At 44.4% G+C, this 23,439-nt stretch carries 15 protein-coding genes, 3 tRNA genes, 3 rRNA genes and 1 other annotated feature; of the genes, 18 read left to right on the top strand and 3 right to left on the bottom strand.

Translation table 11 applies throughout. From position 1 onward, the window contains the following. From dnaA to rrf, 12 genes are all read left to right on the top strand, one after another. Entirely contained in the window at window positions 1-1,341 is a 1,341-nt protein-coding gene (dnaA, locus tag MKY50_RS00005; RefSeq protein WP_003242674.1) for a chromosomal replication initiator protein DnaA, read from the top strand. A gap of 188 nt (window positions 1,342-1,529) precedes the next feature. Further along, window positions 1,530-2,666: a DNA polymerase III subunit beta gene (dnaN, locus tag MKY50_RS00010; protein WP_003226811.1), complete on the top strand. Its 1,137-nt coding sequence runs from the start codon at window positions 1,530-1,532 to the stop codon at window positions 2,664-2,666. Window positions 2,667-2,796: 130 nt separating this feature from the next. Continuing rightward, entirely contained in the window at window positions 2,797-3,012 is a 216-nt protein-coding gene (rlbA, locus tag MKY50_RS00015) for a ribosome maturation protein RlbA (RefSeq protein WP_003226810.1), read from the top strand. Between the two features lie 15 nt (window positions 3,013-3,027). Then, window positions 3,028-4,140, top strand: coding sequence for a DNA replication/repair protein RecF (recF, locus tag MKY50_RS00020; RefSeq protein ID WP_003243515.1), 1,113 nt, complete (start codon window positions 3,028-3,030; stop codon window positions 4,138-4,140). Window positions 4,141-4,157: 17 nt separating this feature from the next. Next, window positions 4,158-4,403 carry an extracellular matrix regulator RemB gene (gene remB, locus MKY50_RS00025; protein WP_003219266.1) on the top strand — a complete coding sequence of 82 codons (246 nt, stop codon included), beginning with the start codon at window positions 4,158-4,160 and terminating at the stop codon, window positions 4,401-4,403. Window positions 4,404-4,457: 54 nt separating this feature from the next. Continuing rightward, complete coding sequence (gyrB, locus tag MKY50_RS00030; protein ID WP_003226808.1) at window positions 4,458-6,374, top strand: DNA topoisomerase (ATP-hydrolyzing) subunit B; 1,917 nt, start codon at window positions 4,458-4,460, stop codon at window positions 6,372-6,374. Between the two features lie 210 nt (window positions 6,375-6,584). Continuing rightward, complete coding sequence (gyrA, locus tag MKY50_RS00035; RefSeq protein WP_003244540.1) at window positions 6,585-9,050, top strand: DNA topoisomerase (ATP-hydrolyzing) subunit A; 2,466 nt, start codon at window positions 6,585-6,587, stop codon at window positions 9,048-9,050. A 352-nt stretch (window positions 9,051-9,402) separates the two neighbouring features. Beyond that, window positions 9,403-10,952: ribosomal RNA gene (locus MKY50_RS00040) — 16S ribosomal RNA — on the top strand. A 102-nt stretch (window positions 10,953-11,054) separates the two neighbouring features. Next, a tRNA-Ile gene (locus MKY50_RS00045) sits at window positions 11,055-11,131 on the top strand. 11 nt (window positions 11,132-11,142) lie between these two features. Continuing rightward, window positions 11,143-11,218 (top strand) — tRNA-Ala (locus tag MKY50_RS00050). Between the two features lie 81 nt (window positions 11,219-11,299). Further along, a 23S ribosomal RNA gene (locus tag MKY50_RS00055) occupies window positions 11,300-14,227 on the top strand. Window positions 14,228-14,359: 132 nt separating this feature from the next. Continuing rightward, a 5S ribosomal RNA gene (gene rrf / locus MKY50_RS00060) occupies window positions 14,360-14,475 on the top strand. Together the 16S, 23S and 5S rRNA genes with 2 tRNA genes alongside form the textbook arrangement of a ribosomal RNA operon. 39 nt (window positions 14,476-14,514) lie before the next feature. Here the strand turns inward: rrf and MKY50_RS00065 are convergent. After that, window positions 14,515-15,462 carry a YaaC family protein gene (locus tag MKY50_RS00065; protein ID WP_251188552.1) on the bottom strand — a complete coding sequence of 316 codons (948 nt, stop codon included), beginning with the start codon at window positions 15,460-15,462 and terminating at the stop codon, window positions 14,515-14,517. Between the two features lie 120 nt (window positions 15,463-15,582). Here MKY50_RS00065 and guaB point away from each other — a divergent pair, with 120 nt between their 5' ends. The 6 genes from guaB (at window position 15,583) to MKY50_RS00095 (ending at window position 22,052) form a co-directional block, all read left to right on the top strand. Continuing rightward, a complete protein-coding gene (gene guaB, locus MKY50_RS00070; RefSeq protein ID WP_003226803.1) occupies window positions 15,583-17,049 on the top strand; it encodes an IMP dehydrogenase in 1,467 nt (488 codons plus the stop codon). A 152-nt stretch (window positions 17,050-17,201) separates the two neighbouring features. Next, window positions 17,202-18,533: a D-alanyl-D-alanine carboxypeptidase gene (gene dacA / locus MKY50_RS00075; protein ID WP_341115973.1), complete on the top strand. Its 1,332-nt coding sequence runs from the start codon at window positions 17,202-17,204 to the stop codon at window positions 18,531-18,533. A 196-nt stretch (window positions 18,534-18,729) separates the two neighbouring features. After that, window positions 18,730-19,614, top strand: a complete 885-nt coding sequence (pdxS, locus tag MKY50_RS00080) for a pyridoxal 5'-phosphate synthase lyase subunit PdxS (protein ID WP_341115975.1) — start codon at window positions 18,730-18,732, stop codon at window positions 19,612-19,614. A gap of 21 nt (window positions 19,615-19,635) precedes the next feature. After that, entirely contained in the window at window positions 19,636-20,226 is a 591-nt protein-coding gene (gene pdxT, locus MKY50_RS00085; RefSeq protein WP_003226797.1) for a pyridoxal 5'-phosphate synthase glutaminase subunit PdxT, read from the top strand. A gap of 52 nt (window positions 20,227-20,278) precedes the next feature. Then, window positions 20,279-20,491 (top strand) — a binding site (T-box leader). A 56-nt stretch (window positions 20,492-20,547) separates the two neighbouring features. Beyond that, complete coding sequence (gene serS / locus MKY50_RS00090) at window positions 20,548-21,825, top strand: serine--tRNA ligase (RefSeq protein WP_003247131.1); 1,278 nt, start codon at window positions 20,548-20,550, stop codon at window positions 21,823-21,825. Window positions 21,826-21,959: 134 nt separating this feature from the next. Further along, a tRNA-Ser gene (locus tag MKY50_RS00095) sits at window positions 21,960-22,052 on the top strand. A 111-nt stretch (window positions 22,053-22,163) separates the two neighbouring features. On the opposite strand, the gene dck is transcribed toward MKY50_RS00095, so the two are convergent. Then, the gene (gene dck, locus MKY50_RS00100; RefSeq protein ID WP_003226792.1) at window positions 22,164-22,817 is read right to left on the bottom strand and encodes a deoxyadenosine/deoxycytidine kinase; all 654 of its coding nucleotides are present in this window, start codon (window positions 22,815-22,817) and stop codon (window positions 22,164-22,166) included. After that, window positions 22,814-23,437 (bottom strand): deoxyguanosine kinase, encoded by a 624-nt coding sequence (gene dgk, locus MKY50_RS00105; RefSeq protein ID WP_341115977.1) that lies wholly within the window; start codon window positions 23,435-23,437, stop codon window positions 22,814-22,816. The genes dck and dgk overlap by 4 nt, the downstream gene beginning before the upstream one ends. Window positions 23,438-23,439 lie beyond the last annotated feature (2 nt).

Here is a 23,439-nt window from a genome sequence, read left to right on the forward strand (position 1 = left end):
ATGGAAAATATATTAGACCTGTGGAACCAAGCCCTTGCTCAAATCGAAAAAAAGTTGAGCAAACCGAGTTTTGAGACTTGGATGAAGTCAACCAAAGCCCACTCACTGCAAGGCGATACATTAACAATCACGGCTCCCAATGAATTTGCCAGAGACTGGCTGGAGTCCAGATACTTGCATCTGATTGCAGATACTATATATGAATTAACCGGGGAAGAATTGAGCATTAAGTTTGTCATTCCTCAAAATCAAGATGTTGAGGACTTTATGCCGAAACCGCAAGTCAAAAAAGCGGTCAAAGAAGATACATCTGATTTTCCTCAAAATATGCTCAATCCAAAATATACTTTTGATACTTTTGTCATCGGATCTGGAAACCGATTTGCACACGCTGCTTCCCTCGCAGTAGCGGAAGCACCCGCGAAAGCTTACAATCCTTTATTTATCTATGGGGGCGTCGGCTTAGGGAAAACGCACTTAATGCATGCGATCGGCCATTATGTAATAGATCATAATCCTTCTGCCAAAGTGGTTTATCTGTCTTCTGAGAAATTTACAAACGAATTCATCAACTCTATCCGAGATAATAAAGCCGTCGACTTCCGCAATCGCTATCGAAATGTTGATGTGCTTTTGATAGATGATATTCAATTTTTAGCGGGGAAAGAACAAACCCAGGAAGAATTTTTCCATACATTTAACACATTGCACGAAGAAAGCAAACAAATCGTCATTTCAAGTGACCGACCGCCAAAGGAAATTCCGACACTTGAGGACAGATTGCGCTCACGTTTTGAATGGGGACTTATTACAGATATCACACCGCCTGATCTAGAAACGAGAATTGCGATTTTAAGAAAAAAAGCCAAAGCAGAAGGCCTCGATATTCCGAACGAGGTTATGCTTTACATCGCGAATCAAATCGACAGCAATATTCGGGAACTCGAAGGAGCATTAATCAGAGTTGTCGCTTATTCATCTTTAATTAATAAAGATATTAATGCTGATCTGGCCGCTGAGGCGTTGAAAGATATTATTCCTTCCTCAAAACCGAAAGTCATTACGATAAAGGAAATTCAGAGGGTAGTAGGCCAGCAATTTAATATTAAACTCGAGGATTTCAAAGCAAAAAAACGGACAAAGTCAGTAGCTTTTCCGCGTCAAATCGCCATGTACTTATCAAGGGAAATGACTGATTCCTCTCTTCCTAAAATCGGTGAAGAGTTTGGAGGACGTGATCATACGACCGTTATTCATGCGCATGAAAAAATTTCAAAACTGCTGGCAGATGATGAACAGCTTCAGCAGCATGTAAAAGAAATTAAAGAACAGCTTAAATAGCAGGACCGGGGATCAATCGGGGAAAGTGTGAATAACTTTTCGGAAGTCATACACAGTCTGTCCACATGTGGATAGGCTGTGTTTCCTGTCTTTTTCACAACTTATCCACAAATCCACAGGCCCTACTATTACTTCTACTATTTTTTATAAATATATATATTAATACATTATCCGTTAGGAGGATAAAAATGAAATTCACGATTCAAAAAGATCGTCTTGTAGAAAGTGTCCAAGATGTATTAAAAGCAGTTTCATCCAGAACCACGATTCCCATTCTGACTGGTATTAAAATTGTTGCATCAGATGATGGAGTATCCTTTACAGGGAGTGACTCAGATATTTCTATTGAATCCTTCATTCCAAAAGAAGAAGGAGATAAAGAAATTGTCACTATTGAACAGCCCGGAAGCATCGTTTTACAGGCTCGCTTTTTTAGTGAAATTGTAAAAAAATTGCCGATGGCAACTGTAGAAATCGAAGTCCAAAATCAGTATTTGACGATTATCCGTTCTGGTAAAGCTGAATTTAATCTAAACGGACTGGATGCTGATGAGTATCCGCACTTGCCGCAGATTGAAGAGCATCATGCGATTCAGATCCCAACTGATTTGTTAAAAAATCTAATCAGACAAACAGTATTTGCAGTGTCCACCTCAGAAACACGCCCTATCTTGACAGGTGTAAACTGGAAAGTGGAGCAAAGTGAATTATTATGCACTGCAACGGATAGCCACCGTCTTGCATTAAGAAAGGCGAAACTTGATATTCCAGAAGACAGATCTTATAACGTCGTGATTCCGGGAAAAAGTTTAACTGAACTCAGCAAGATTTTAGATGACAACCAAGAACTTGTAGATATCGTCATCACAGAAACCCAAGTTCTGTTTAAAGCGAAAAACGTCTTATTCTTCTCACGGCTTCTGGACGGGAATTATCCAGACACAACCAGCCTGATTCCGCAAGACAGCAAAACAGAAATTATTGTGAACACAAAAGAATTCCTTCAGGCCATTGATCGTGCATCTCTTTTAGCTAGAGAGGGACGCAACAACGTTGTAAAACTGTCCGCAAAACCGGCTGAATCCATTGAAATTTCTTCCAACTCCCCGGAAATCGGTAAAGTTGTGGAAGCAATTGCTGCGGATCAAATTGAAGGTGAGGAATTAAATATCTCTTTTAGTCCAAAATATATGCTGGATGCACTAAAGGTGCTTGAAGGAGCAGAAATACGCGTAAGCTTTACAGGCGCAATGAGACCTTTCTTAATTCGCACGCCGAATGATGAAACGATTGTACAGCTTATCCTTCCTGTCAGAACCTATTAATCCGATACACTGCTGCCGACCCGTCGGCAGCTTTTCTATTCGGTATCTGCTCCGACAAGTTTTCCCTTTCCCTAATTCGTTTTTTTTTAGTACAATTAGATATTAGTGATATTTGAAAGAGGTCGATATAATGGCAAATCCGATTTCAATTGATACAGAGATGATTACACTCGGACAATTCTTAAAATTAGCCGATGTGATTCAGTCTGGCGGTATGGCGAAGTGGTTTTTAAGCGAGCATGAAGTGCTTGTGAACGATGAGCCGGACAACCGCCGAGGCAGAAAGCTGTATGTTGGAGATGTGGTAGAGATTGAAGGATTTGGTTCATTTCAAGTCGTCAATTAAAGCGGGTGACACTGATTGTATATCCAGAACTTAGAACTGACATCTTACCGCAACTACGACCATGCTGAACTTCAATTTGAAAATAAAGTAAATGTGATCATCGGAGAAAACGCCCAGGGGAAGACAAACCTCATGGAGGCGATCTATGTCTTGTCCATGGCGAAATCGCACCGGACATCAAATGACAAAGAACTTATACGGTGGGACAAAGACTATGCTAAAATAGAGGGAAGAGTGATGAAGCAAAACGGGGCGATCCCGATGCAGCTCGTCATCTCCAAAAAGGGTAAAAAGGGCAAGGTCAATCATATTGAACAGCAAAAGCTCAGCCAGTATGTCGGGGCCCTCAACACCATTATGTTCGCGCCGGAAGATTTAAATCTTGTAAAAGGAAGCCCTCAAGTGAGAAGGCGGTTTCTTGACATGGAAATCGGACAGGTTTCTCCCGTCTATCTTCATGATCTTTCTCTTTACCAGAAAATCCTTTCCCAGCGGAATCATTTTTTGAAACAGCTGCAAACAAGAAAACAAACTGACCGGACGATGCTCGATGTTCTGACCGATCAGCTTGTAGAAGTTGCAGCAAAAGTCGTCGTAAAACGCCTGCAGTTTACAGCACAGCTCGAGAAATGGGCGCAGCCCATCCATGCAGGCATCTCAAGAGGGCTTGAAGAACTGACCCTGAAATACCATACAGCTCTTGATGTATCAGATCCCCTAGATTTGTCGAAAATAGGAGATAGCTATCAAGAAGCGTTTTCTAAATTAAGAGAAAAAGAAATTGAGCGTGGTGTGACGCTGTCAGGGCCTCATCGCGATGATGTTCTTTTCTATGTGAACGGACGCGATGTGCAGACGTATGGTTCTCAAGGACAGCAGCGAACGACGGCGTTGTCCCTTAAGCTGGCGGAGATTGACCTGATCCATGAAGAAATCGGAGAATATCCCATTTTACTATTGGATGATGTACTGAGTGAACTGGATGATTATCGCCAGTCACACTTGCTTCATACGATCCAAGGCCGTGTACAAACGTTTGTCACAACGACAAGCGTTGATGGCATTGATCACGAAACCTTACGTCAAGCAGGAATGTTCCGTGTGCAAAATGGTGCGTTAGTGAAGTGAAGAAATGAGGTGAGCAATTGTATATTCATTTAGGTGATGACTTTGTGGTTTCAACACGAGATATTGTCGGCATTTTTGACTTTAAAGCCAACATGTCGCCTATTGTTGAAGAATTTCTGAAAAAACAGAAACACAAGGTGGTGCCTTCCGTAAACGGCACGCCCAAATCTATCGTAGTCACGGTTCAGAATATATATTACTCTCCCTTATCTTCCAGCACATTAAAAAAACGTGCGCAATTTATGTTTGAAATAGATTCTTAGAAATTTTTTATCACGAATATATCGTTTAGAAAAGTGTAGGTGAATGACGTGGCTATGGAACAGCAGCAAAACAGTTATGATGAAAATCAGATACAGGTACTAGAAGGATTGGAAGCTGTTCGTAAAAGACCGGGGATGTATATCGGTTCGACAAACAGCAAAGGCCTTCACCACCTGGTATGGGAAATTGTCGACAATAGTATTGACGAAGCCCTCGCCGGTTATTGTACGGATATCAATATCCAAATCGAAAAAGACAACAGTATCACGGTTGTAGATAATGGCCGCGGTATTCCAGTCGGTATTCATGAAAAAATGGGCCGTCCTGCGGTAGAAGTCATTATGACGGTACTTCATGCCGGAGGAAAATTTGACGGAAGCGGCTATAAAGTATCCGGAGGATTACACGGTGTAGGTGCGTCTGTCGTAAACGCACTATCAACAGAGCTTGATGTGACGGTTCACCGTGACGGTAAAATTCACCGCCAAACCTATAAACGCGGAGTTCCGGTTACAGACCTTGAAATCATTGGCGAAACGGATCATACAGGAACGACGACACATTTTGTCCCGGACCCTGAAATTTTCTCAGAAACAACCGAGTATGATTATGATCTGCTTGCCAACCGCGTGCGTGAATTAGCCTTTTTAACAAAGGGCGTAAACATCACGATTGAGGATAAACGTGAAGGACAAGAACGCAAAAATGAATACCATTACGAAGGCGGAATTAAAAGTTATGTAGAGTATTTAAACCGCTCTAAAGAGGTTGTCCATGAAGAGCCGATTTACATTGAAGGCGAAAAGGACGGCATTACGGTTGAAGTGGCTTTGCAATACAATGACAGCTACACAAGCAACATTTACTCGTTTACAAACAACATTAACACGTACGAAGGCGGTACCCATGAAGCTGGCTTCAAAACGGGCCTGACTCGTGTTATCAACGATTACGCCAGAAAAAAAGGGCTTATTAAAGAAAATGATCCAAACCTAAGCGGAGATGACGTAAGGGAAGGGCTGACAGCGATTATTTCAATCAAACACCCTGATCCGCAGTTTGAGGGCCAAACGAAAACAAAGCTGGGCAACTCAGAAGCACGGACGATCACCGATACGTTATTTTCTACGGCGATGGAAACATTTATGCTGGAAAATCCAGATGCAGCCAAAAAAATTGTCGATAAAGGCTTAATGGCGGCAAGAGCAAGAATGGCTGCGAAAAAAGCGCGTGAACTAACACGCCGTAAGAGTGCTTTGGAAATTTCAAACTTGCCCGGTAAGTTAGCGGACTGCTCTTCAAAAGATCCGAGCATTTCCGAGTTATATATCGTAGAGGGTGACTCTGCCGGAGGATCTGCTAAACAAGGACGCGACAGACATTTCCAAGCCATTTTGCCGCTTAGAGGTAAAATCCTAAACGTTGAAAAGGCCAGACTGGATAAAATTCTTTCTAACAACGAAGTTCGCTCTATGATCACAGCGCTCGGCACAGGCATCGGGGAAGACTTCAACCTTGAGAAAGCCCGTTACCACAAAGTTGTCATTATGACAGATGCCGATGTTGACGGCGCGCACATCAGAACACTTCTGTTAACGTTCTTTTACAGATATATGCGCCAAATTATCGAAAATGGCTACGTGTACATTGCGCAGCCGCCGCTCTACAAGGTTCAACAGGGGAAACGCGTTGAATATGCGTACAATGACAAGGAGCTTGAAGAGCTGTTAAAAACTCTTCCTCAAACGCCTAAGCCTGGACTGCAGCGTTACAAAGGTCTTGGTGAAATGAATGCCACCCAGCTATGGGAGACAACCATGGATCCTAGCTCCAGAACACTTCTTCAGGTAACTCTTGAAGATGCAATGGATGCGGACGAGACTTTTGAAATGCTTATGGGCGACAAGGTAGAACCGCGCCGAAACTTCATAGAAGCGAATGCGAGATACGTTAAAAATCTTGACATCTAATCATAAAAAGCCTTATTTCCAATAAGAAATAAGGCTTTTTTCTGAACAAGATCAGATGCAGCAATGCTTGCAGTACCTATATATTCTAGCAATTTAATGTGTATAATCATAAGTTTATTGATATAATGGAGAATAGTGAAATCGTATTGAAGGTCATAATGGACAATCTACTCCCACATATTTCATGTGATACTTCAGGGAGGTTTTTTAATGAGTGAACAAAACACACCACAAGTTCGTGAAATAAATATCAGTCAGGAAATGCGTACGTCCTTCTTGGATTATGCAATGAGCGTTATCGTGTCCCGTGCTCTTCCAGATGTTCGAGACGGTTTAAAACCGGTTCATAGACGGATTTTGTATGCAATGAATGATTTAGGCATGACAAGTGACAAGCCTTATAAAAAATCCGCGCGTATCGTTGGAGAAGTTATCGGGAAATACCACCCGCACGGTGATTCAGCGGTATATGAATCCATGGTCAGAATGGCTCAGGATTTCAACTACCGTTATATGCTCGTTGACGGTCACGGAAACTTCGGTTCTGTTGACGGAGACTCAGCGGCGGCCATGCGTTATACAGAAGCAAGAATGTCTAAAATCTCAATGGAGATTCTTCGTGACATCACAAAAGACACAATCGATTACCAGGATAACTATGACGGGTCAGAAAGAGAACCTGTCGTTATGCCTTCAAGGTTCCCGAATCTGCTCGTGAACGGTGCTGCCGGCATTGCGGTAGGTATGGCAACAAACATTCCTCCGCACCAGCTGGGAGAAATCATTGACGGTGTACTTGCTGTCAGTGAGAATCCGGACATTACAATTCCAGAGCTTATGGAAGTCATTCCAGGGCCTGATTTCCCGACCGCGGGTCAAATCTTGGGACGCAGCGGTATCCGGAAAGCATACGAATCAGGCCGAGGCTCTATCACGATCCGGGCAAAAGCTGAGATCGAACAAACATCTTCGGGTAAAGAAAGAATTATCGTTACAGAGTTACCTTACCAAGTAAATAAGGCGAAATTAATTGAGAAAATTGCCGATCTCGTAAGGGACAAAAAGATAGAGGGTATCACAGATCTGCGTGATGAGTCAGATCGTACAGGTATGAGAATTGTCATTGAAATCAGACGCGACGCCAATGCAAATGTCATCTTAAACAATCTGTACAAACAAACTGCTCTACAAACATCTTTTGGCATCAACCTGCTTGCACTTGTTGATGGCCAGCCGAAAGTTTTAACTCTTAAGCAATGCCTGGAGCATTACCTCGACCATCAAAAAGTTGTCATTAGACGCCGTACTGCTTATGAATTGCGTAAAGCGGAAGCGAGAGCTCATATCCTGGAAGGATTGAGAGTTGCACTGGATCATCTCGATGCAGTTATCTCCCTTATCCGTAATTCTCAAACGGCTGAAATTGCGAGAACAGGTTTAATTGAACAATTCTCACTGACAGAGAAGCAAGCACAAGCGATCCTTGATATGAGGCTCCAGCGTTTAACGGGACTGGAACGTGAAAAGATAGAAGAAGAATACCAATCTCTTGTTAAATTAATTGCAGAGCTAAAAGACATCTTGGCAAATGAATATAAAGTGCTTGAGATCATTCGTGAAGAACTCACGGAAATCAAAGAGCGTTTTAACGATGAAAGACGCACTGAGATCGTCACTTCTGGACTGGAGACAATTGAAGATGAAGATCTCATCGAGAGAGAAAATATCGTAGTTACTCTGACGCACAACGGATACGTCAAACGTCTTCCTGCATCAACTTACCGCAGTCAAAAACGAGGCGGAAAAGGTGTACAAGGTATGGGAACAAACGAAGATGATTTCGTTGAGCATTTGATCTCTACGTCAACTCATGACACGATTCTCTTCTTCTCGAACAAGGGGAAAGTGTATCGTGCAAAAGGGTATGAAATCCCTGAATACGGCAGAACGGCAAAAGGAATCCCGATTATTAACCTGCTGGAGGTAGAAAAGGGTGAGTGGATCAACGCGATTATTCCAGTCACGGAATTCAATGCGGAGCTTTACCTTTTCTTCACTACAAAGCATGGGGTTTCAAAACGAACATCGCTATCTCAATTCGCTAATATCCGCAACAATGGTTTAATCGCTCTGAGTCTTCGTGAAGATGATGAACTGATGGGTGTACGTCTGACTGACGGCACAAAACAAATCATCATTGGAACGAAAAACGGTTTACTGATCCGTTTCCCTGAAACAGATGTCCGGGAGATGGGAAGAACTGCGGCGGGCGTAAAAGGCATCACTCTGACGGATGACGACGTTGTTGTCGGCATGGAGATATTAGAGGAAGAATCACACGTCCTTATCGTAACTGAAAAAGGGTACGGAAAACGAACTCCGGCTGAAGAGTACAGAACCCAAAGCCGGGGCGGAAAAGGACTCAAAACAGCGAAAATCACCGAGAACAACGGCCAACTAGTAGCAGTGAAAGCTACTAAAGGTGAAGAGGATCTAATGATTATTACAGCTAGCGGCGTACTCATCAGAATGGACATCAATGATATCTCCATCACCGGACGTGTCACTCAAGGTGTGCGTCTCATCAGAATGGCAGAAGAAGAGCATGTTGCTACAGTAGCTTTAGTAGAGAAAAACGAAGAAGATGAGAATGAAGAAGAACAAGAAGAAGTGTGAGAAAAAGCGCAGCTGAAATAGCTGCGCTTTTTTGTGTCATAACCCTTTACAGTCATAAAAATTATGGTATAATCATTTCTGTTGTCTTTTTAAAGACACAAGTATGACCATTATGACTAGTAAAAACTTTTTTAAAAAAGTATTGACCTAGTTAACTGAAAATGTTACTATTAAGTAGTCGCTTCGAGAGGAGCACACAAAGTTCTTTGAAAACTAAACAAGACAAAACGTACCTGTTAATTCATTTTTATAAATCGCACAGCGATGTGCGTAGTCAGTCAAACTAGGGCCTGCACGACGCAGGTCACACAGGTGTCACCGCAGGATGCGGTGAACTTAACCTGTGATCCATTTATCGGAGAGTTTGATCCTGGCTCAGGACGAACGCTGGCGGCGTGCCTAATACATGCAAGTCGAGCGGACAGATGGGAGCTTGCTCCCTGATGTTAGCGGCGGACGGGTGAGTAACACGTGGGTAACCTGCCTGTAAGACTGGGATAACTCCGGGAAACCGGGGCTAATACCGGATGGTTGTTTGAACCGCATGGTTCAAACATAAAAGGTGGCTTCGGCTACCACTTACAGATGGACCCGCGGCGCATTAGCTAGTTGGTGAGGTAATGGCTCACCAAGGCAACGATGCGTAGCCGACCTGAGAGGGTGATCGGCCACACTGGGACTGAGACACGGCCCAGACTCCTACGGGAGGCAGCAGTAGGGAATCTTCCGCAATGGACGAAAGTCTGACGGAGCAACGCCGCGTGAGTGATGAAGGTTTTCGGATCGTAAAGCTCTGTTGTTAGGGAAGAACAAGTACCGTTCGAATAGGGCGGTACCTTGACGGTACCTAACCAGAAAGCCACGGCTAACTACGTGCCAGCAGCCGCGGTAATACGTAGGTGGCAAGCGTTGTCCGGAATTATTGGGCGTAAAGGGCTCGCAGGCGGTTTCTTAAGTCTGATGTGAAAGCCCCCGGCTCAACCGGGGAGGGTCATTGGAAACTGGGGAACTTGAGTGCAGAAGAGGAGAGTGGAATTCCACGTGTAGCGGTGAAATGCGTAGAGATGTGGAGGAACACCAGTGGCGAAGGCGACTCTCTGGTCTGTAACTGACGCTGAGGAGCGAAAGCGTGGGGAGCGAACAGGATTAGATACCCTGGTAGTCCACGCCGTAAACGATGAGTGCTAAGTGTTAGGGGGTTTCCGCCCCTTAGTGCTGCAGCTAACGCATTAAGCACTCCGCCTGGGGAGTACGGTCGCAAGACTGAAACTCAAAGGAATTGACGGGGGCCCGCACAAGCGGTGGAGCATGTGGTTTAATTCGAAGCAACGCGAAGAACCTTACCAGGTCTTGACATCCTCTGACAATCCTAGAGATAGGACGTCCCCTTCGGGGGCAGAGTGACAGGTGGTGCATGGTTGTCGTCAGCTCGTGTCGTGAGATGTTGGGTTAAGTCCCGCAACGAGCGCAACCCTTGATCTTAGTTGCCAGCATTCAGTTGGGCACTCTAAGGTGACTGCCGGTGACAAACCGGAGGAAGGTGGGGATGACGTCAAATCATCATGCCCCTTATGACCTGGGCTACACACGTGCTACAATGGACAGAACAAAGGGCAGCGAAACCGCGAGGTTAAGCCAATCCCACAAATCTGTTCTCAGTTCGGATCGCAGTCTGCAACTCGACTGCGTGAAGCTGGAATCGCTAGTAATCGCGGATCAGCATGCCGCGGTGAATACGTTCCCGGGCCTTGTACACACCGCCCGTCACACCACGAGAGTTTGTAACACCCGAAGTCGGTGAGGTAACCTTTTAGGAGCCAGCCGCCGAAGGTGGGACAGATGATTGGGGTGAAGTCGTAACAAGGTAGCCGTATCGGAAGGTGCGGCTGGATCACCTCCTTTCTAAGGATATTATACGGAATATAAGACCTTGGGTCTTATAAACAGAACGTTCCCTGTCTTGTTTAGTTTTGAAGGAACTTTGTTCCTTGAATAAGTTAAGATGGGCCTGTAGCTCAGCTGGTTAGAGCGCACGCCTGATAAGCGTGAGGTCGGTGGTTCGAGTCCACTCAGGCCCACCATCTTATATAAAGGGGCCTTAGCTCAGCTGGGAGAGCGCCTGCTTTGCACGCAGGAGGTCAGCGGTTCGATCCCGCTAGGCTCCACCAACGTGTTCTTTGAAAACTAGATAACAGTAGACATCACATTCAATTAGTAATACAAGATATCACATAGTGATTCTTTTTAACGGTTAAGTTAGAAAGGGCGCACGGTGGATGCCTTGGCACTAGGAGCCGATGAAGGACGGGACGAACACCGATATGCTTCGGGGAGCTGTAAGCAAGCTTTGATCCGGAGATTTCCGAATGGGGAAACCCACCACTCGTAATGGAGTGGTATCCATATCTGAATTCATAGGATATGAGAAGGCAGACCCGGGGAACTGAAACATCTAAGTACCCGGAGGAAGAGAAAGCAAATGCGATTCCCTGAGTAGCGGCGAGCGAAACGGGATTAGCCCAAACCAAGAGGCTTGCCTCTTGGGGTTGTAGGACACTCTGTACGGAGTTACAAAAGAACGAGGTAGATGAAGAGGTCTGGAAAGGCCCGCCATAGGAGGTAACAGCCCTGTAGTCAAAACTTCGTTCTCTCCTGAGTGGATCCTGAGTACGGCGGAACACGTGAAATTCCGTCGGAATCCGGGAGGACCATCTCCCAAGGCTAAATACTCCCTAGTGACCGATAGTGAACCAGTACCGTGAGGGAAAGGTGAAAAGCACCCCGGAAGGGGAGTGAAAGAGATCCTGAAACCGTGTGCCTACAAGTAGTCAGAGCCCGTTAACGGGTGATGGCGTGCCTTTTGTAGAATGAACCGGCGAGTTACGATCCCGTGCAAGGTTAAGCAGAAGATGCGGAGCCGCAGCGAAAGCGAGTCTGAATAGGGCGCATGAGTACGTGGTCGTAGACCCGAAACCAGGTGATCTACCCATGTCCAGGGTGAAGTTCAGGTAACACTGAATGGAGGCCCGAACCCACGCACGTTGAAAAGTGCGGGGATGAGGTGTGGGTAGGGGTGAAATGCCAATCGAACCTGGAGATAGCTGGTTCTCTCCGAAATAGCTTTAGGGCTAGCCTCAAGGTAAGAGTCTTGGAGGTAGAGCACTGATTGGACTAGGGGCCCCTACCGGGTTACCGAATTCAGTCAAACTCCGAATGCCAATGACTTATCCTTGGGAGTCAGACTGCGAGTGATAAGATCCGTAGTCGAAAGGGAAACAGCCCAGACCGCCAGCTAAGGTCCCAAAGTATACGTTAAGTGGAAAAGGATGTGGAGTTGCTTAGACAACCAGGATGTTGGCTTAGAAGCAGCCACCATTTAAAGAGTGCGTAATAGCTCACTGGTCGAGTGACTCTGCGCCGAAAATGTACCGGGGCTAAACGTATCACCGAAGCTGCGGACTGTTCTTCGAACAGTGGTAGGAGAGCGTTCTAAGGGCTGTGAAGCCAGACCGGAAGGACTGGTGGAGCGCTTAGAAGTGAGAATGCCGGTATGAGTAGCGAAAGAGGGGTGAGAATCCCCTCCACCGAATGCCTAAGGTTTCCTGAGGAAGGCTCGTCCGCTCAGGGTTAGTCGGGACCTAAGCCGAGGCCGAAAGGCGTAGGCGATGGACAACAGGTTGATATTCCTGTACCACCTCCTCACCATTTGAGCAATGGGGGGACGCAGGAGGATAGGGTAAGCGCGGTATTGGATATCCGCGTCCAAGCAGTTAGGCTGGGAAATAGGCAAATCCGTTTCCCATAAGGCTGAGCTGTGATGGCGAGCGAAATATAGTAGCGAAGTTCCTGATTCCACACTGCCAAGAAAAGCCTCTAGCGAGGTGAGAGGTGCCCGTACCGCAAACCGACACAGGTAGGCGAGGAGAGAATCCTAAGGTGATCGAGAGAACTCTCGTTAAGGAACTCGGCAAAATGACCCCGTAACTTCGGGAGAAGGGGTGCTCTGTTAGGGTGCAAGCCCGAGAGAGCCGCAGTGAATAGGCCCAGGCGACTGTTTAGCAAAAACACAGGTCTCTGCGAAGCCGTAAGGCGAAGTATAGGGGCTGACGCCTGCCCGGTGCTGGAAGGTTAAGAGGAGCGCTTAGCGTAAGCGAAGGTGCGAATTGAAGCCCCAGTAAACGGCGGCCGTAACTATAACGGTCCTAAGGTAGCGAAATTCCTTGTCGGGTAAGTTCCGACCCGCACGAAAGGCGCAACGATCTGGGCACTGTCTCAACGAGAGACTCGGTGAAATTATAGTACCTGTGAAGATGCAGGTTACCCGCGACAGGACGGAAAGACCCCGTGGAGCTTTACTGCAGCCTGATATTGAATGTTGGTACAGCTTGTACAGGATAGGTAGGAGCCTTGGAAACCGGAGCGCCAGCTTCGGTGGAGGCATCGGTGGGATACTACCCTGGCTGTATTGACCTTCTAACCCGCCGCCCTTATCGGGCGGGGAGACAGTGTCAGGTGGGCAGTTTGACTGGGGCGGTCGCCTCCTAAAAGGTAACGGAGGCGCCCAAAGGTTCCCTCAGAATGGTTGGAAATCATTCGCAGAGTGTAAAGGCACAAGGGAGCTTGACTGCGAGACCTACAAGTCGAGCAGGGACGAAAGTCGGGCTTAGTGATCCGGTGGTTCCGCATGGAAGGGCCATCGCTCAACGGATAAAAGCTACCCCGGGGATAACAGGCTTATCTCCCCCAAGAGTCCACATCGACGGGGAGGTTTGGCACCTCGATGTCGGCTCATCGCATCCTGGGGCTGTAGTCGGTCCCAAGGGTTGGGCTGTTCGCCCATTAAAGCGGTACGCGAGCTGGGTTCAGAACGTCGTGAGACAGTTCGGTCCCTATCCGTCGCGGGCGCAGGAAATTTGAGAGGAGCTGTCCTTAGTACGAGAGGACCGGGATGGACGCACCGCTGGTGTACCAGTTGTTCTGCCAAGGGCATCGCTGGGTAGCTATGTGCGGACGGGATAAGTGCTGAAAGCATCTAAGCATGAAGCCCCCCTCAAGATGAGATTTCCCATTCCGCAAGGAAGTAAGATCCCTGAAAGATGATCAGGTTGATAGGTCTGAGGTGGAAGTGTGGCGACACATGGAGCTGACAGATACTAATCGATCGAGGACTTAACCACATTTTGAATGATGTCACACCTGTTATCTAGTTTTGAGAGAACACCTCTCTAAAGGCGGAAGGTAAGGAAACTCCGCTAAGGGCTCTCACATCCTGTGAGAAACGCCCAGTACCTTCATCCTGAAGGCATTTGTTTGGTGGCGATAGCGAAGAGGTCACACCCGTTCCCATACCGAACACGGAAGTTAAGCTCTTCAGCGCCGATGGTAGTCGGGGGTTTCCCCCTGTGAGAGTAGGACGCCGCCAAGCAAGCTTAAACCCAGCTCATTGAGCTGGGTTTTTTGTTTGTTAAAAATGAAGAAGAAACTGTGAAGCGTATTTAGGGAGTTTCTTTTCTGTTACTAATAAAAACTGCTGAATTAACACGTAGTCATCACTTATATGCTGTGTTAATAACTCATACCACCATTCTGTTTCATACCTTGCAATCATCCCAACGTTGTACAAAATCAAATAATGAATTGTCATTTCGGGAAGCCTCAGAAATTGCTCCCTTTGAGAAGGGATATAATATTGGTTCTTTTCCATGTCAAACAATAAGCTGGTCGATGTCCATGGCTCCTTGTCTTGTGGCGAAACTTCGAACAGCAGCCCGTGTTCATTTTTTTTTGTAAAAGACCATTGATAATGATGGGACATGTATTCAGCAAACCTTGAATCAGACATTTTGTAATTGATTACTACTTCCTCCGGTACAAAAATTTCGTTCTTATCCTTCTCAACTTTTGTCATAAATCGTTCTTTCTGCTGAAAGTAGAAAATGTCGCTAAGTTCTGGAATGGCCATTAATAATTTTTTCATGGTATACCGTTCATCTACTATATCCGATTGTCCGAATAAATGTTTCATAAAATGTACGCATAGGCCATTCCGTTGTATTTTCACTTCATCATCGCTAAAACAATAGTTTTGTTTCTTTCGTTTTCTTGTTGTTACACCATGTGCCAGTACTGATGTATGGCTTGGATAATGAGGATCACGTGTAATTAAGCATGCTTTGATAAGCTGTGCCATTCCATAAAATAAAAGAATCGGTTTGATTTCTAAGGGAGAATATGCGGCTTGTTTATAAAACGATTCGGCATGCTTTAAGAAATAAATAAACCGTTCACTGTTTTTAAAAGAGTTTTTTTTCGCATCGTCAATACCGTTTAAGATATAAACCTTTTCTAGAAATTTCTGGGTTGATTCAACGGAGTAAAATAGCGCTAAGTCTTTCCACTCATGATATGTCATGTATATTTCTTAATCCTTTCCGTTATCTAAATATTTCAACTCTTTCCCGCTTCCTTGACATGCTCTTGGCTAGTTGATAATCTACATATAATATTTTGCCGAAAAGAGGGGGATTTACTAATGTGGGAAAGTAAATTTTCAAAAGAAGGCTTAACGTTCGACGATGTGCTGCTTGTGCCAGCAAAGTCTGAGGTACTTCCGCGTGATGTGGATTTATCTGTAGAACTTACAAAAACGTTAAAGCTAAATATTCCTGTCATCAGCGCAGGTATGGACACAGTAACAGAATCAGCAATGGCAATTGCAATGGCAAGACAGGGCGGCTTGGGCATCATTCACAAAAATATGTCCATTGAACAGCAGGCTGAACAAGTTGATAAAGTAAAGCGTTCTGAGCGCGGCGTTATCACAAATCCCTTCTTTTTAACTCCTGATCACCAAGTATTTGATGCGGAGCATTTGATGGGGAAATACAGAATTTCCGGTGTTCCGATTGTAAATAACGAAGAAGACCAGAAGCTTGTTGGAATTATTACAAACCGTGACCTTCGTTTTATTTCTGACTACTCAATGAAAATCAGCGACGTCATGACGAAAGAAGAGCTAGTTACTGCATCTGTAGGAACTACTCTGGATGAAGCTGAAAAGATTTTGCAGAAACATAAAATTGAAAAGCTTCCTCTCGTAGACGACCAGAATAAATTAAAAGGTCTTATCACAATTAAAGACATTGAAAAAGTCATTGAGTTCCCGAACTCATCTAAAGACATTCACGGCCGCCTGATCGTTGGCGCGGCAGTTGGTGTAACTGGCGATACAATGACTCGCGTCAAAAAGCTTGTTGAAGCCAATGTTGATGTGATTGTTATTGATACAGCTCACGGACACTCTCAAGGCGTTTTAAACACAGTCACAAAAATCCGTGAAACGTACCCCGAATTAAACATTATTGCTGGAAACGTGGCAACAGCTGAAGCGACAAGAGCGCTTATCGAAGCTGGAGCAGACGTTGTCAAAGTTGGAATAGGGCCTGGTTCAATTTGTACTACACGTGTTGTAGCCGGCGTCGGTGTTCCGCAAATTACAGCAATCTATGATTGTGCGACTGAAGCAAGAAAACACGGCAAAACAATCATCGCCGACGGTGGGATTAAATTCTCTGGCGATATCACTAAAGCATTGGCAGCCGGCGGACATGCTGTTATGCTCGGAAGCTTGCTTGCAGGCACATCAGAAAGCCCTGGTGAAACTGAAATCTACCAAGGCAGAAGATTTAAGGTATACCGCGGCATGGGATCAGTTGCTGCAATGGAAAAAGGAAGTAAAGACCGTTACTTCCAAGAAGAAAACAAAAAATTTGTTCCTGAAGGAATTGAAGGACGCACACCTTACAAAGGACCAGTTGAAGAAACCGTTTATCAGCTAGTCGGAGGCCTTCGTTCTGGTATGGGGTATTGCGGGTCCAAAGATCTGCGTGCGTTAAGAGAAGAAGCTCAGTTCATTCGCATGACAGGCGCAGGACTTCGCGAAAGCCATCCGCATGACGTACAGATTACAAAAGAATCACCTAACTATACAATTTCATAATAAATTGTTACAAATTAAAAACATTTGACAGGGTCTCTGACTCTGTCTATTTTTTTTATACTGATTATGATAAAATTTATACTGTTGTGCATTGAAAATGTCCTTAACGGCTTAATTATAGATGAAGAAAATGAAATACGGAGGTCGTACGATTGAACATCAAGAAATGTAAACAGCTACTGATGTCATTGGTTGTGTTAACTCTAGCTGTCACGTGTCTGGCTCCAATGTCAAAAGCAAAAGCAGCCAGCGATCCAATTGATATCAATGCATCTGCTGCTATTATGATCGAAGCTTCTTCAGGTAAAATTCTTTACAGTAAAAATGCAGATAAGAGACTGCCAATTGCGAGTATGACAAAAATGATGACAGAGTATCTGTTATTAGAAGCAATTGATCAAGGTAAAGTGAAATGGGACCAAACCTATACGCCTGATGACTATGTGTATGAAATTTCCCAAGATAACAGCTTATCAAACGTTCCTCTTCGGAAAGACGGGAAATACACAGTAAAAGAATTATATCAAGCTACAGCAATTTATTCTGCAAATGCTGCTGCTATTGCGATTGCAGAAATCGTTGCCGGTTCTGAAACTAAGTTTGTTGAAAAAATGAATGCAAAAGCAAAAGAACTAGGCTTAACAGATTACAAATTTGTTAACGCAACAGGTCTTGAAAACAAAGATCTTCACGGGCATCAGCCTGAGGGGACAAGCGTAAATGAAGAAAGTGAAGTTTCTGCAAAGGATATGGCAATTCTTGCGGATCACTTGATTACTGACTACCCTGAGATACTGGAGACTTCCAGTATCGCCAAAACGAAATTCCGAGAAGGCACCGATGATGAAATGGACATGCCGAACTGGAATTTTATGCTGAAGGGGCTTGTCAGCGAGTATAAAAAAGCGACTGTAGACGGACTGAAAACAGGTTCTACTGACTCTGCGGGTTCATGCTTTACAGGAACAGCTGAACGCAACGGTATGCGTGTCATCACTGTTGTTTTAAACGCAAAGGGCAACCTTCATACAGGCCGTTTCGATGAAACGAAGAAAATGTTTGATTATGCTTTCGACAATTTCTCCATGAAAGAAATTTATGCTGAAGGCGATCAAGTAAAAGGCCATAAAATAATTTCAGTTGATAAGGGTAAAGAGAAAGAAGTAGGCATTGTGACAAACAAGGCGTTCTCTCTTCCTGTCAAAAATGGTGAAGAAAAGAATTACAAAGCGAAGGTCACACTGAATAAAGACAACTTAACTGCTCCTGTGAAAAAAGGAACCAAGGTTGGGAAGCTGACTGCGGAATACACAGGTGATGAAAAGGATTACGGATTCCTTAACAGCGATCTGGCTGGCGTAGACCTTGTTACAAAAGAAAATGTAGAAAAAGCAAACTGGTTTGTTTTGACAATGCGCAGTATCGGCGGATTTTTTGCCGGAATTTGGGGAAGCATTGTTGATACGGTAACCGGCTGGTTTTAATTAATTGAAAGAGCTCTGATGGATGTTAGGGCTCTTTCGCGTAATATACTGAAAAAACCCAATTTTTAATAAAAAATGATTTTCAAAGCGCTAAAAACCGAATAAAATAGTATATATCCATATGAATTATTGGATTTCTAGGATACAATAAGGATTAGAAATCATATAACTATACCTTGATTAGGGGGACCAAGAAATGGCTCAAACAGGTACTGAACGTGTAAAACGCGGAATGGCAGAAATGCAAAAAGGCGGCGTCATCATGGACGTCATCAATGCGGAACAAGCGAAAATCGCTGAAGAAGCTGGAGCTGTCGCTGTAATGGCGCTAGAACGTGTGCCAGCAGATATTCGCGCGGCTGGAGGAGTTGCCCGTATGGCTGACCCTACAATCGTGGAAGAAGTAATGAATGCAGTATCTATCCCGGTAATGGCAAAAGCGCGTATCGGACATATTGTTGAAGCGCGTGTGCTTGAAGCTATGGGTGTTGACTATATTGATGAAAGTGAAGTTCTGACGCCGGCTGACGAAGAATTTCATTTAAATAAAAATGAATACACAGTTCCTTTTGTATGTGGCTGCCGTGATCTTGGTGAAGCAACACGCCGTATTGCGGAAGGTGCTTCTATGCTTCGCACAAAAGGTGAGCCTGGAACAGGTAATATTGTTGAGGCTGTTCGCCATATGCGCAAAGTTAACGCTCAAGTGCGCAAAGTAGTTGCGCTGAGTGAGGATGAACTAATGACAGAAGCGAAAAACCTAGGTGCTCCTTACGAGCTTCTTCTTCAAATTAAAAAAGACGGCAAGCTTCCTGTCGTTAACTTTGCCGCTGGCGGCGTAGCAACTCCAGCTGATGCTGCTCTCATGATGCAGCTCGGTGCTGACGGAGTATTTGTTGGTTCTGGTATTTTCAAATCAGACAACCCTGCTAAATTTGCGAAAGCAATTGTGGAAGCAACAACTCACTTTACTGATTACAAATTGATCGCTGAGTTGTCAAAAGAGCTTGGTACTGCAATGAAAGGGATTGAAATCTCAAACTTACTTCCAGAACAGCGTATGCAAGAACGCGGCTGGTAAGAACATAGGAGCGCTGCTGACATGTTAACAATAGGTGTACTAGGACTTCAAGGAGCAGTTAGAGAGCACATCCATGCGATTGAAGCATGCGGCGCGGCTGGTCTTGTCGTAAAACGTCCGGAGCAGCTGAACGAAGTTGACGGGTTGATCTTGCCGGGCGGTGAGAGCACGACGATGCGCCGTTTGATCGATACGTATCAATTCATGGAGCCGCTTCGTGAATTCGCTGCTCAGGGCAAACCGATGTTTGGAACATGTGCCGGATTAATTATATTAGCAAAAGAAATTGCCGGTTCAGATAATCCTCATTTAGGTCTTCTGAATGTGGTTGTAGAACGTAATTCATTTGGCCGGCAGGTTGACAGCTTTGAAGCTGATTTAACAATTAAAGGCTTGGACGAGCCTTTTACAGGGGTATTCATCCGTGCTCCGCATATTTTAGAAGCTGGTGAAAATGTTGAAGTTCTATCGGAGCATAATGGTCGTATTGTAGCCGCGAAACAGGGGCAATTCCTTGGCTGCTCATTCCATCCGGAGCTGACAGAAGATCACCGAGTGACACAGCTGTTTGTTGAAATGGTTGAGGAATATAAGCAAAAGGCACTTGTATAAAACAGTTGAAAGCTGTGGAAACTTATAGTACATTATAAGCACAAATAAAGATCGAAAAGCGTTGATAGGAACTAGTAGGGAGCCTCTCTTTCTAAGAGAGCCGATGGTTGGTGCGAATCGGTGAAAGATGCTGTCTGAATCCATCCTTGAGCGAAATGCTGAAACAAGTAGGCATTTACGGGATAACCGTTATGTTTGAAAGTGGAAAACGAGTCTTTGATTTGTTTTCAATCAGGGTGGCAACGCGAGAGCTCTCGTCCCTTTATGGGGATGAGGGCTCTTTTTATTTTCGACAAATCAATAAAAAAAGGAGTGTTTCGCATGCTTGATACGAAAATGCTGAGAGCAAATTTTCAAGAAATTAAAGCAAAGCTTGTACACAAAGGCGAAGACTTAACTGATTTTGATAAGTTTGAGGCGCTGGATGATAGACGAAGAGAGCTCATCGGCAAGGTTGAAGAGTTAAAAGGAAAACGAAATGAAGTTTCTCAGCAGGTCGCTGTGCTGAAGCGTGAGAAAAAAGACGCGGATCACATTATTAAAGAAATGCGTGAAGTCGGCGAGGAAATTAAAAAGCTTGATGAAGAATTGCGAACAGTGGAAGCTGAGCTTGATACAATCCTTCTCTCAATCCCGAATATTCCGCATGAGTCTGTACCTGTCGGTGAAACAGAAGACGACAACGTAGAAGTGCGTAAATGGGGTGAAAAGCCTTCATTTGCTTATGAACCGAAGCCGCACTGGGATATTGCGGATGAGCTGGGTATTCTGGATTTTGAACGTGCTGCCAAAGTAACAGGAAGCCGTTTCGTGTTCTATAAAGGCTTAGGTGCTCGTCTGGAGCGTGCGCTTTATAACTTTATGCTTGATCTGCATGTGGATGAGTATAACTACACTGAAGTGATCCCGCCATATATGGTAAACCGCGCAAGCATGACGGGAACAGGACAGCTTCCTAAATTTGAAGAGGATGCATTTAAAATCAGAGAAGAAGATTATTTCTTAATTCCAACGGCGGAAGTGCCGATTACAAACATGCATCGCGATGAAATCCTTTCAGGTGACAGCCTGCCGATCAACTATGCGGCATTCAGTGCTTGCTTCCGTTCTGAAGCTGGTTCAGCAGGACGTGACACACGCGGATTAATTCGTCAGCACCAATTTAATAAAGTTGAGCTTGTAAAGTTTGTGAAGCCTGAAGATTCTTATGAAGAATTAGAGAAGCTTACAAACCAAGCAGAACGGGTTCTTCAGCTGCTTGAGCTTCCATACCGTGTCATGAGCATGTGTACGGGTGACTTAGGCTTTACGGCTGCGAAAAAATACGATATCGAAGTTTGGATCCCAAGCCAAGACACATATCGAGAAATCTCTTCTTGCAGCAACTTCGAAGCGTTCCAGGCGAGACGTGCGAATATTCGTTTCAGACGTGAAGCGAAAGGCAAGCCTGAGCATGTACACACACTGAACGGTTCAGGACTGGCGGTTGGAAGAACAGTTGCCGCTATCTTAGAAAATTATCAGCAGGAAGACGGAAGCGTTGTGATTCCGAAAGTGCTTCGTCCTTATATGGGGAATAGAGAAGTAATGAAACCGTAAATTATGGAAAGGCGTGCCTGACAAGGTGCGCCTTTTTGCTTATGTAAACACGGCATTTTCATAAAAACAAAAAAAGTTTTTAAAAATGCTTGACCACACGAGAACATACGTGATATAGTAAGTCTTGTCGATACGGAGGAATACCCAAGTCCGGCTGAAGGGATCGGTCTTGAAAACCGACAGGGGTGTCAAAGCCCGCGGGGGTTCGAATCCCTCTTCCTCCGCCATATTGATTTTAATTCTAATGAAACACAAGCATATATTGGAGATTGTTTTGTCCGTTGCATTCGGTGCGGCGGATTTTTTATTTTAAAGAAAAAGTGAATCTCGACTGAGATTCACTTTTTTTGATTATCATGAATAACTGAAGCAATTTGATCTACAATATTTTCAATCGAGTTTTCGTCGTTCAGAAGATCATAATCTTCAATGCGAAGTTTTAAAACAGGGCAGGCATTAAAACCGCTTATCCAGTTCTCGTAGCGTGTATGCATTTCTTCCCAATAAGACCGGCTTGTCTGAAGCTCCATCTCACGGCCGCGTTGTTCAATCCGGTTTAAAATGTTCTCCAGATCTCCTTCTAAATAGATCAACACATCTGGGTGTGGGAAATACGGTGTCATTACCATTGCTTCGAAAAGGCTTGTGTAAGTCTTATAATCAACCTTTGACATTGTCCCTTTATCAGCATGCATTTTTGCGAAAATTCCTGTATCTTCATAAATCGAACGATCCTGTACAAAACCTCCGCCGGCTTCAAAAATTGTTTTCTGTTCTTTGAAGCGTTCAGCTAAGAAGTAAATTTGAAGGTGAAAGCTCCAACGTTCAAAATCATGATAGAACTTTTCCAAGTATGGATTATGATCGACTTCCTCCAAAGATGTTTTAAATCCAAGCCGTTTAGCTAAAGTTTTCGTTAAAGTCGATTTTCCGACACCTACTGTTCCTGCTACTGTAATAATTGAATTCTTAGGGATATGATGTTCCTTCATACGATAAGCTCCTTTACATGGGCGGCAATGCGTTCAAAGTCGCTCTTATTCAAAACGAAATCCTTTGAATCACCATCTACGGTTAACACTGTAAGTTCAGGGTCTGCTTCCTGCAGCTGCTTGATGGCGACTTCATAATCTGAAATCAGCTGCTCCAAATAGCTAGATTCAATTTTTTTCTCAAAGGGGCGCCCGCGTTTTTCAATGCGGTGTAGCAATGTAGGCAGACTGGCCTTTATGTAAATGATGAAATTCGGCTTTGGCAGATCATCCGTTAGCAGGTGATATATCTTTTTGTATTTTTCCAGCTGATGTGGAGACAAGGTGCGTTCCGCAAAAATCACATTTTTATAAATATGATAATCAGCTATTACAGGCTGTCCCTTTTTTAAAAAGTGATCACTGGTGTCTTCAAGCTGTTTGTATCTGTGACAAAGAAAAAACATCTCGAGCTGGAAGCTCCATTCCTCTATATTGTCATAAAACTTATCAAGGTACGGGTTATCCTCTACAATCTCATTGATCATAGGGAATCCGAATTCTTGTGAGAGCATCGTTGCGAGAGTTGTTTTTCCTGCCCCGATAGGACCTTCTATTGCAATAAAAGGGGCTGTATTCATCG

It is taken from the genome of Bacillus sp. FSL R7-0685, assembly GCF_038002425.1.
Classification (GTDB): domain Bacteria; phylum Bacillota; class Bacilli; order Bacillales; family Bacillaceae; genus Bacillus; species Bacillus subtilis.

Excerpts from the sequence above, each read along its gene's own strand:
- pdxT (WP_003226797.1), top strand. The coding sequence starts at position 19,636 with ATGTTAACAATAGGTGTACTAGGACTTCAAGGAGCAGTTAGAGAGCAC.
- guaB (WP_003226803.1), top strand. The coding sequence starts at position 15,583 with ATGTGGGAAAGTAAATTTTCAAAAGAAGGCTTAACGTTCGACGATGTG.
- dck (WP_003226792.1), bottom strand. The coding sequence starts at position 22,817 with ATGAAGGAACATCATATCCCTAAGAATTCAATTATTACAGTAGCAGGA.
- dnaA (WP_003242674.1), top strand. The coding sequence starts at position 1 with ATGGAAAATATATTAGACCTGTGGAACCAAGCCCTTGCTCAAATCGAA.
- pdxS (WP_341115975.1), top strand. The coding sequence starts at position 18,730 with ATGGCTCAAACAGGTACTGAACGTGTAAAACGCGGAATGGCAGAAATG.
- rlbA (WP_003226810.1), top strand. The coding sequence starts at position 2,797 with ATGGCAAATCCGATTTCAATTGATACAGAGATGATTACACTCGGACAA.
- serS (WP_003247131.1), top strand. The coding sequence starts at position 20,548 with ATGCTTGATACGAAAATGCTGAGAGCAAATTTTCAAGAAATTAAAGCA.
- gyrA (WP_003244540.1), top strand. The coding sequence starts at position 6,585 with ATGAGTGAACAAAACACACCACAAGTTCGTGAAATAAATATCAGTCAG.
- dnaN (WP_003226811.1), top strand. The coding sequence starts at position 1,530 with ATGAAATTCACGATTCAAAAAGATCGTCTTGTAGAAAGTGTCCAAGAT.
- gyrB (WP_003226808.1), top strand. The coding sequence starts at position 4,458 with ATGGAACAGCAGCAAAACAGTTATGATGAAAATCAGATACAGGTACTA.
- dgk (WP_341115977.1), bottom strand. The coding sequence starts at position 23,437 with ATGAATACAGCCCCTTTTATTGCAATAGAAGGTCCTATCGGGGCAGGA.
- MKY50_RS00065 (WP_251188552.1), bottom strand. The coding sequence starts at position 15,462 with ATGACATATCATGAGTGGAAAGACTTAGCGCTATTTTACTCCGTTGAA.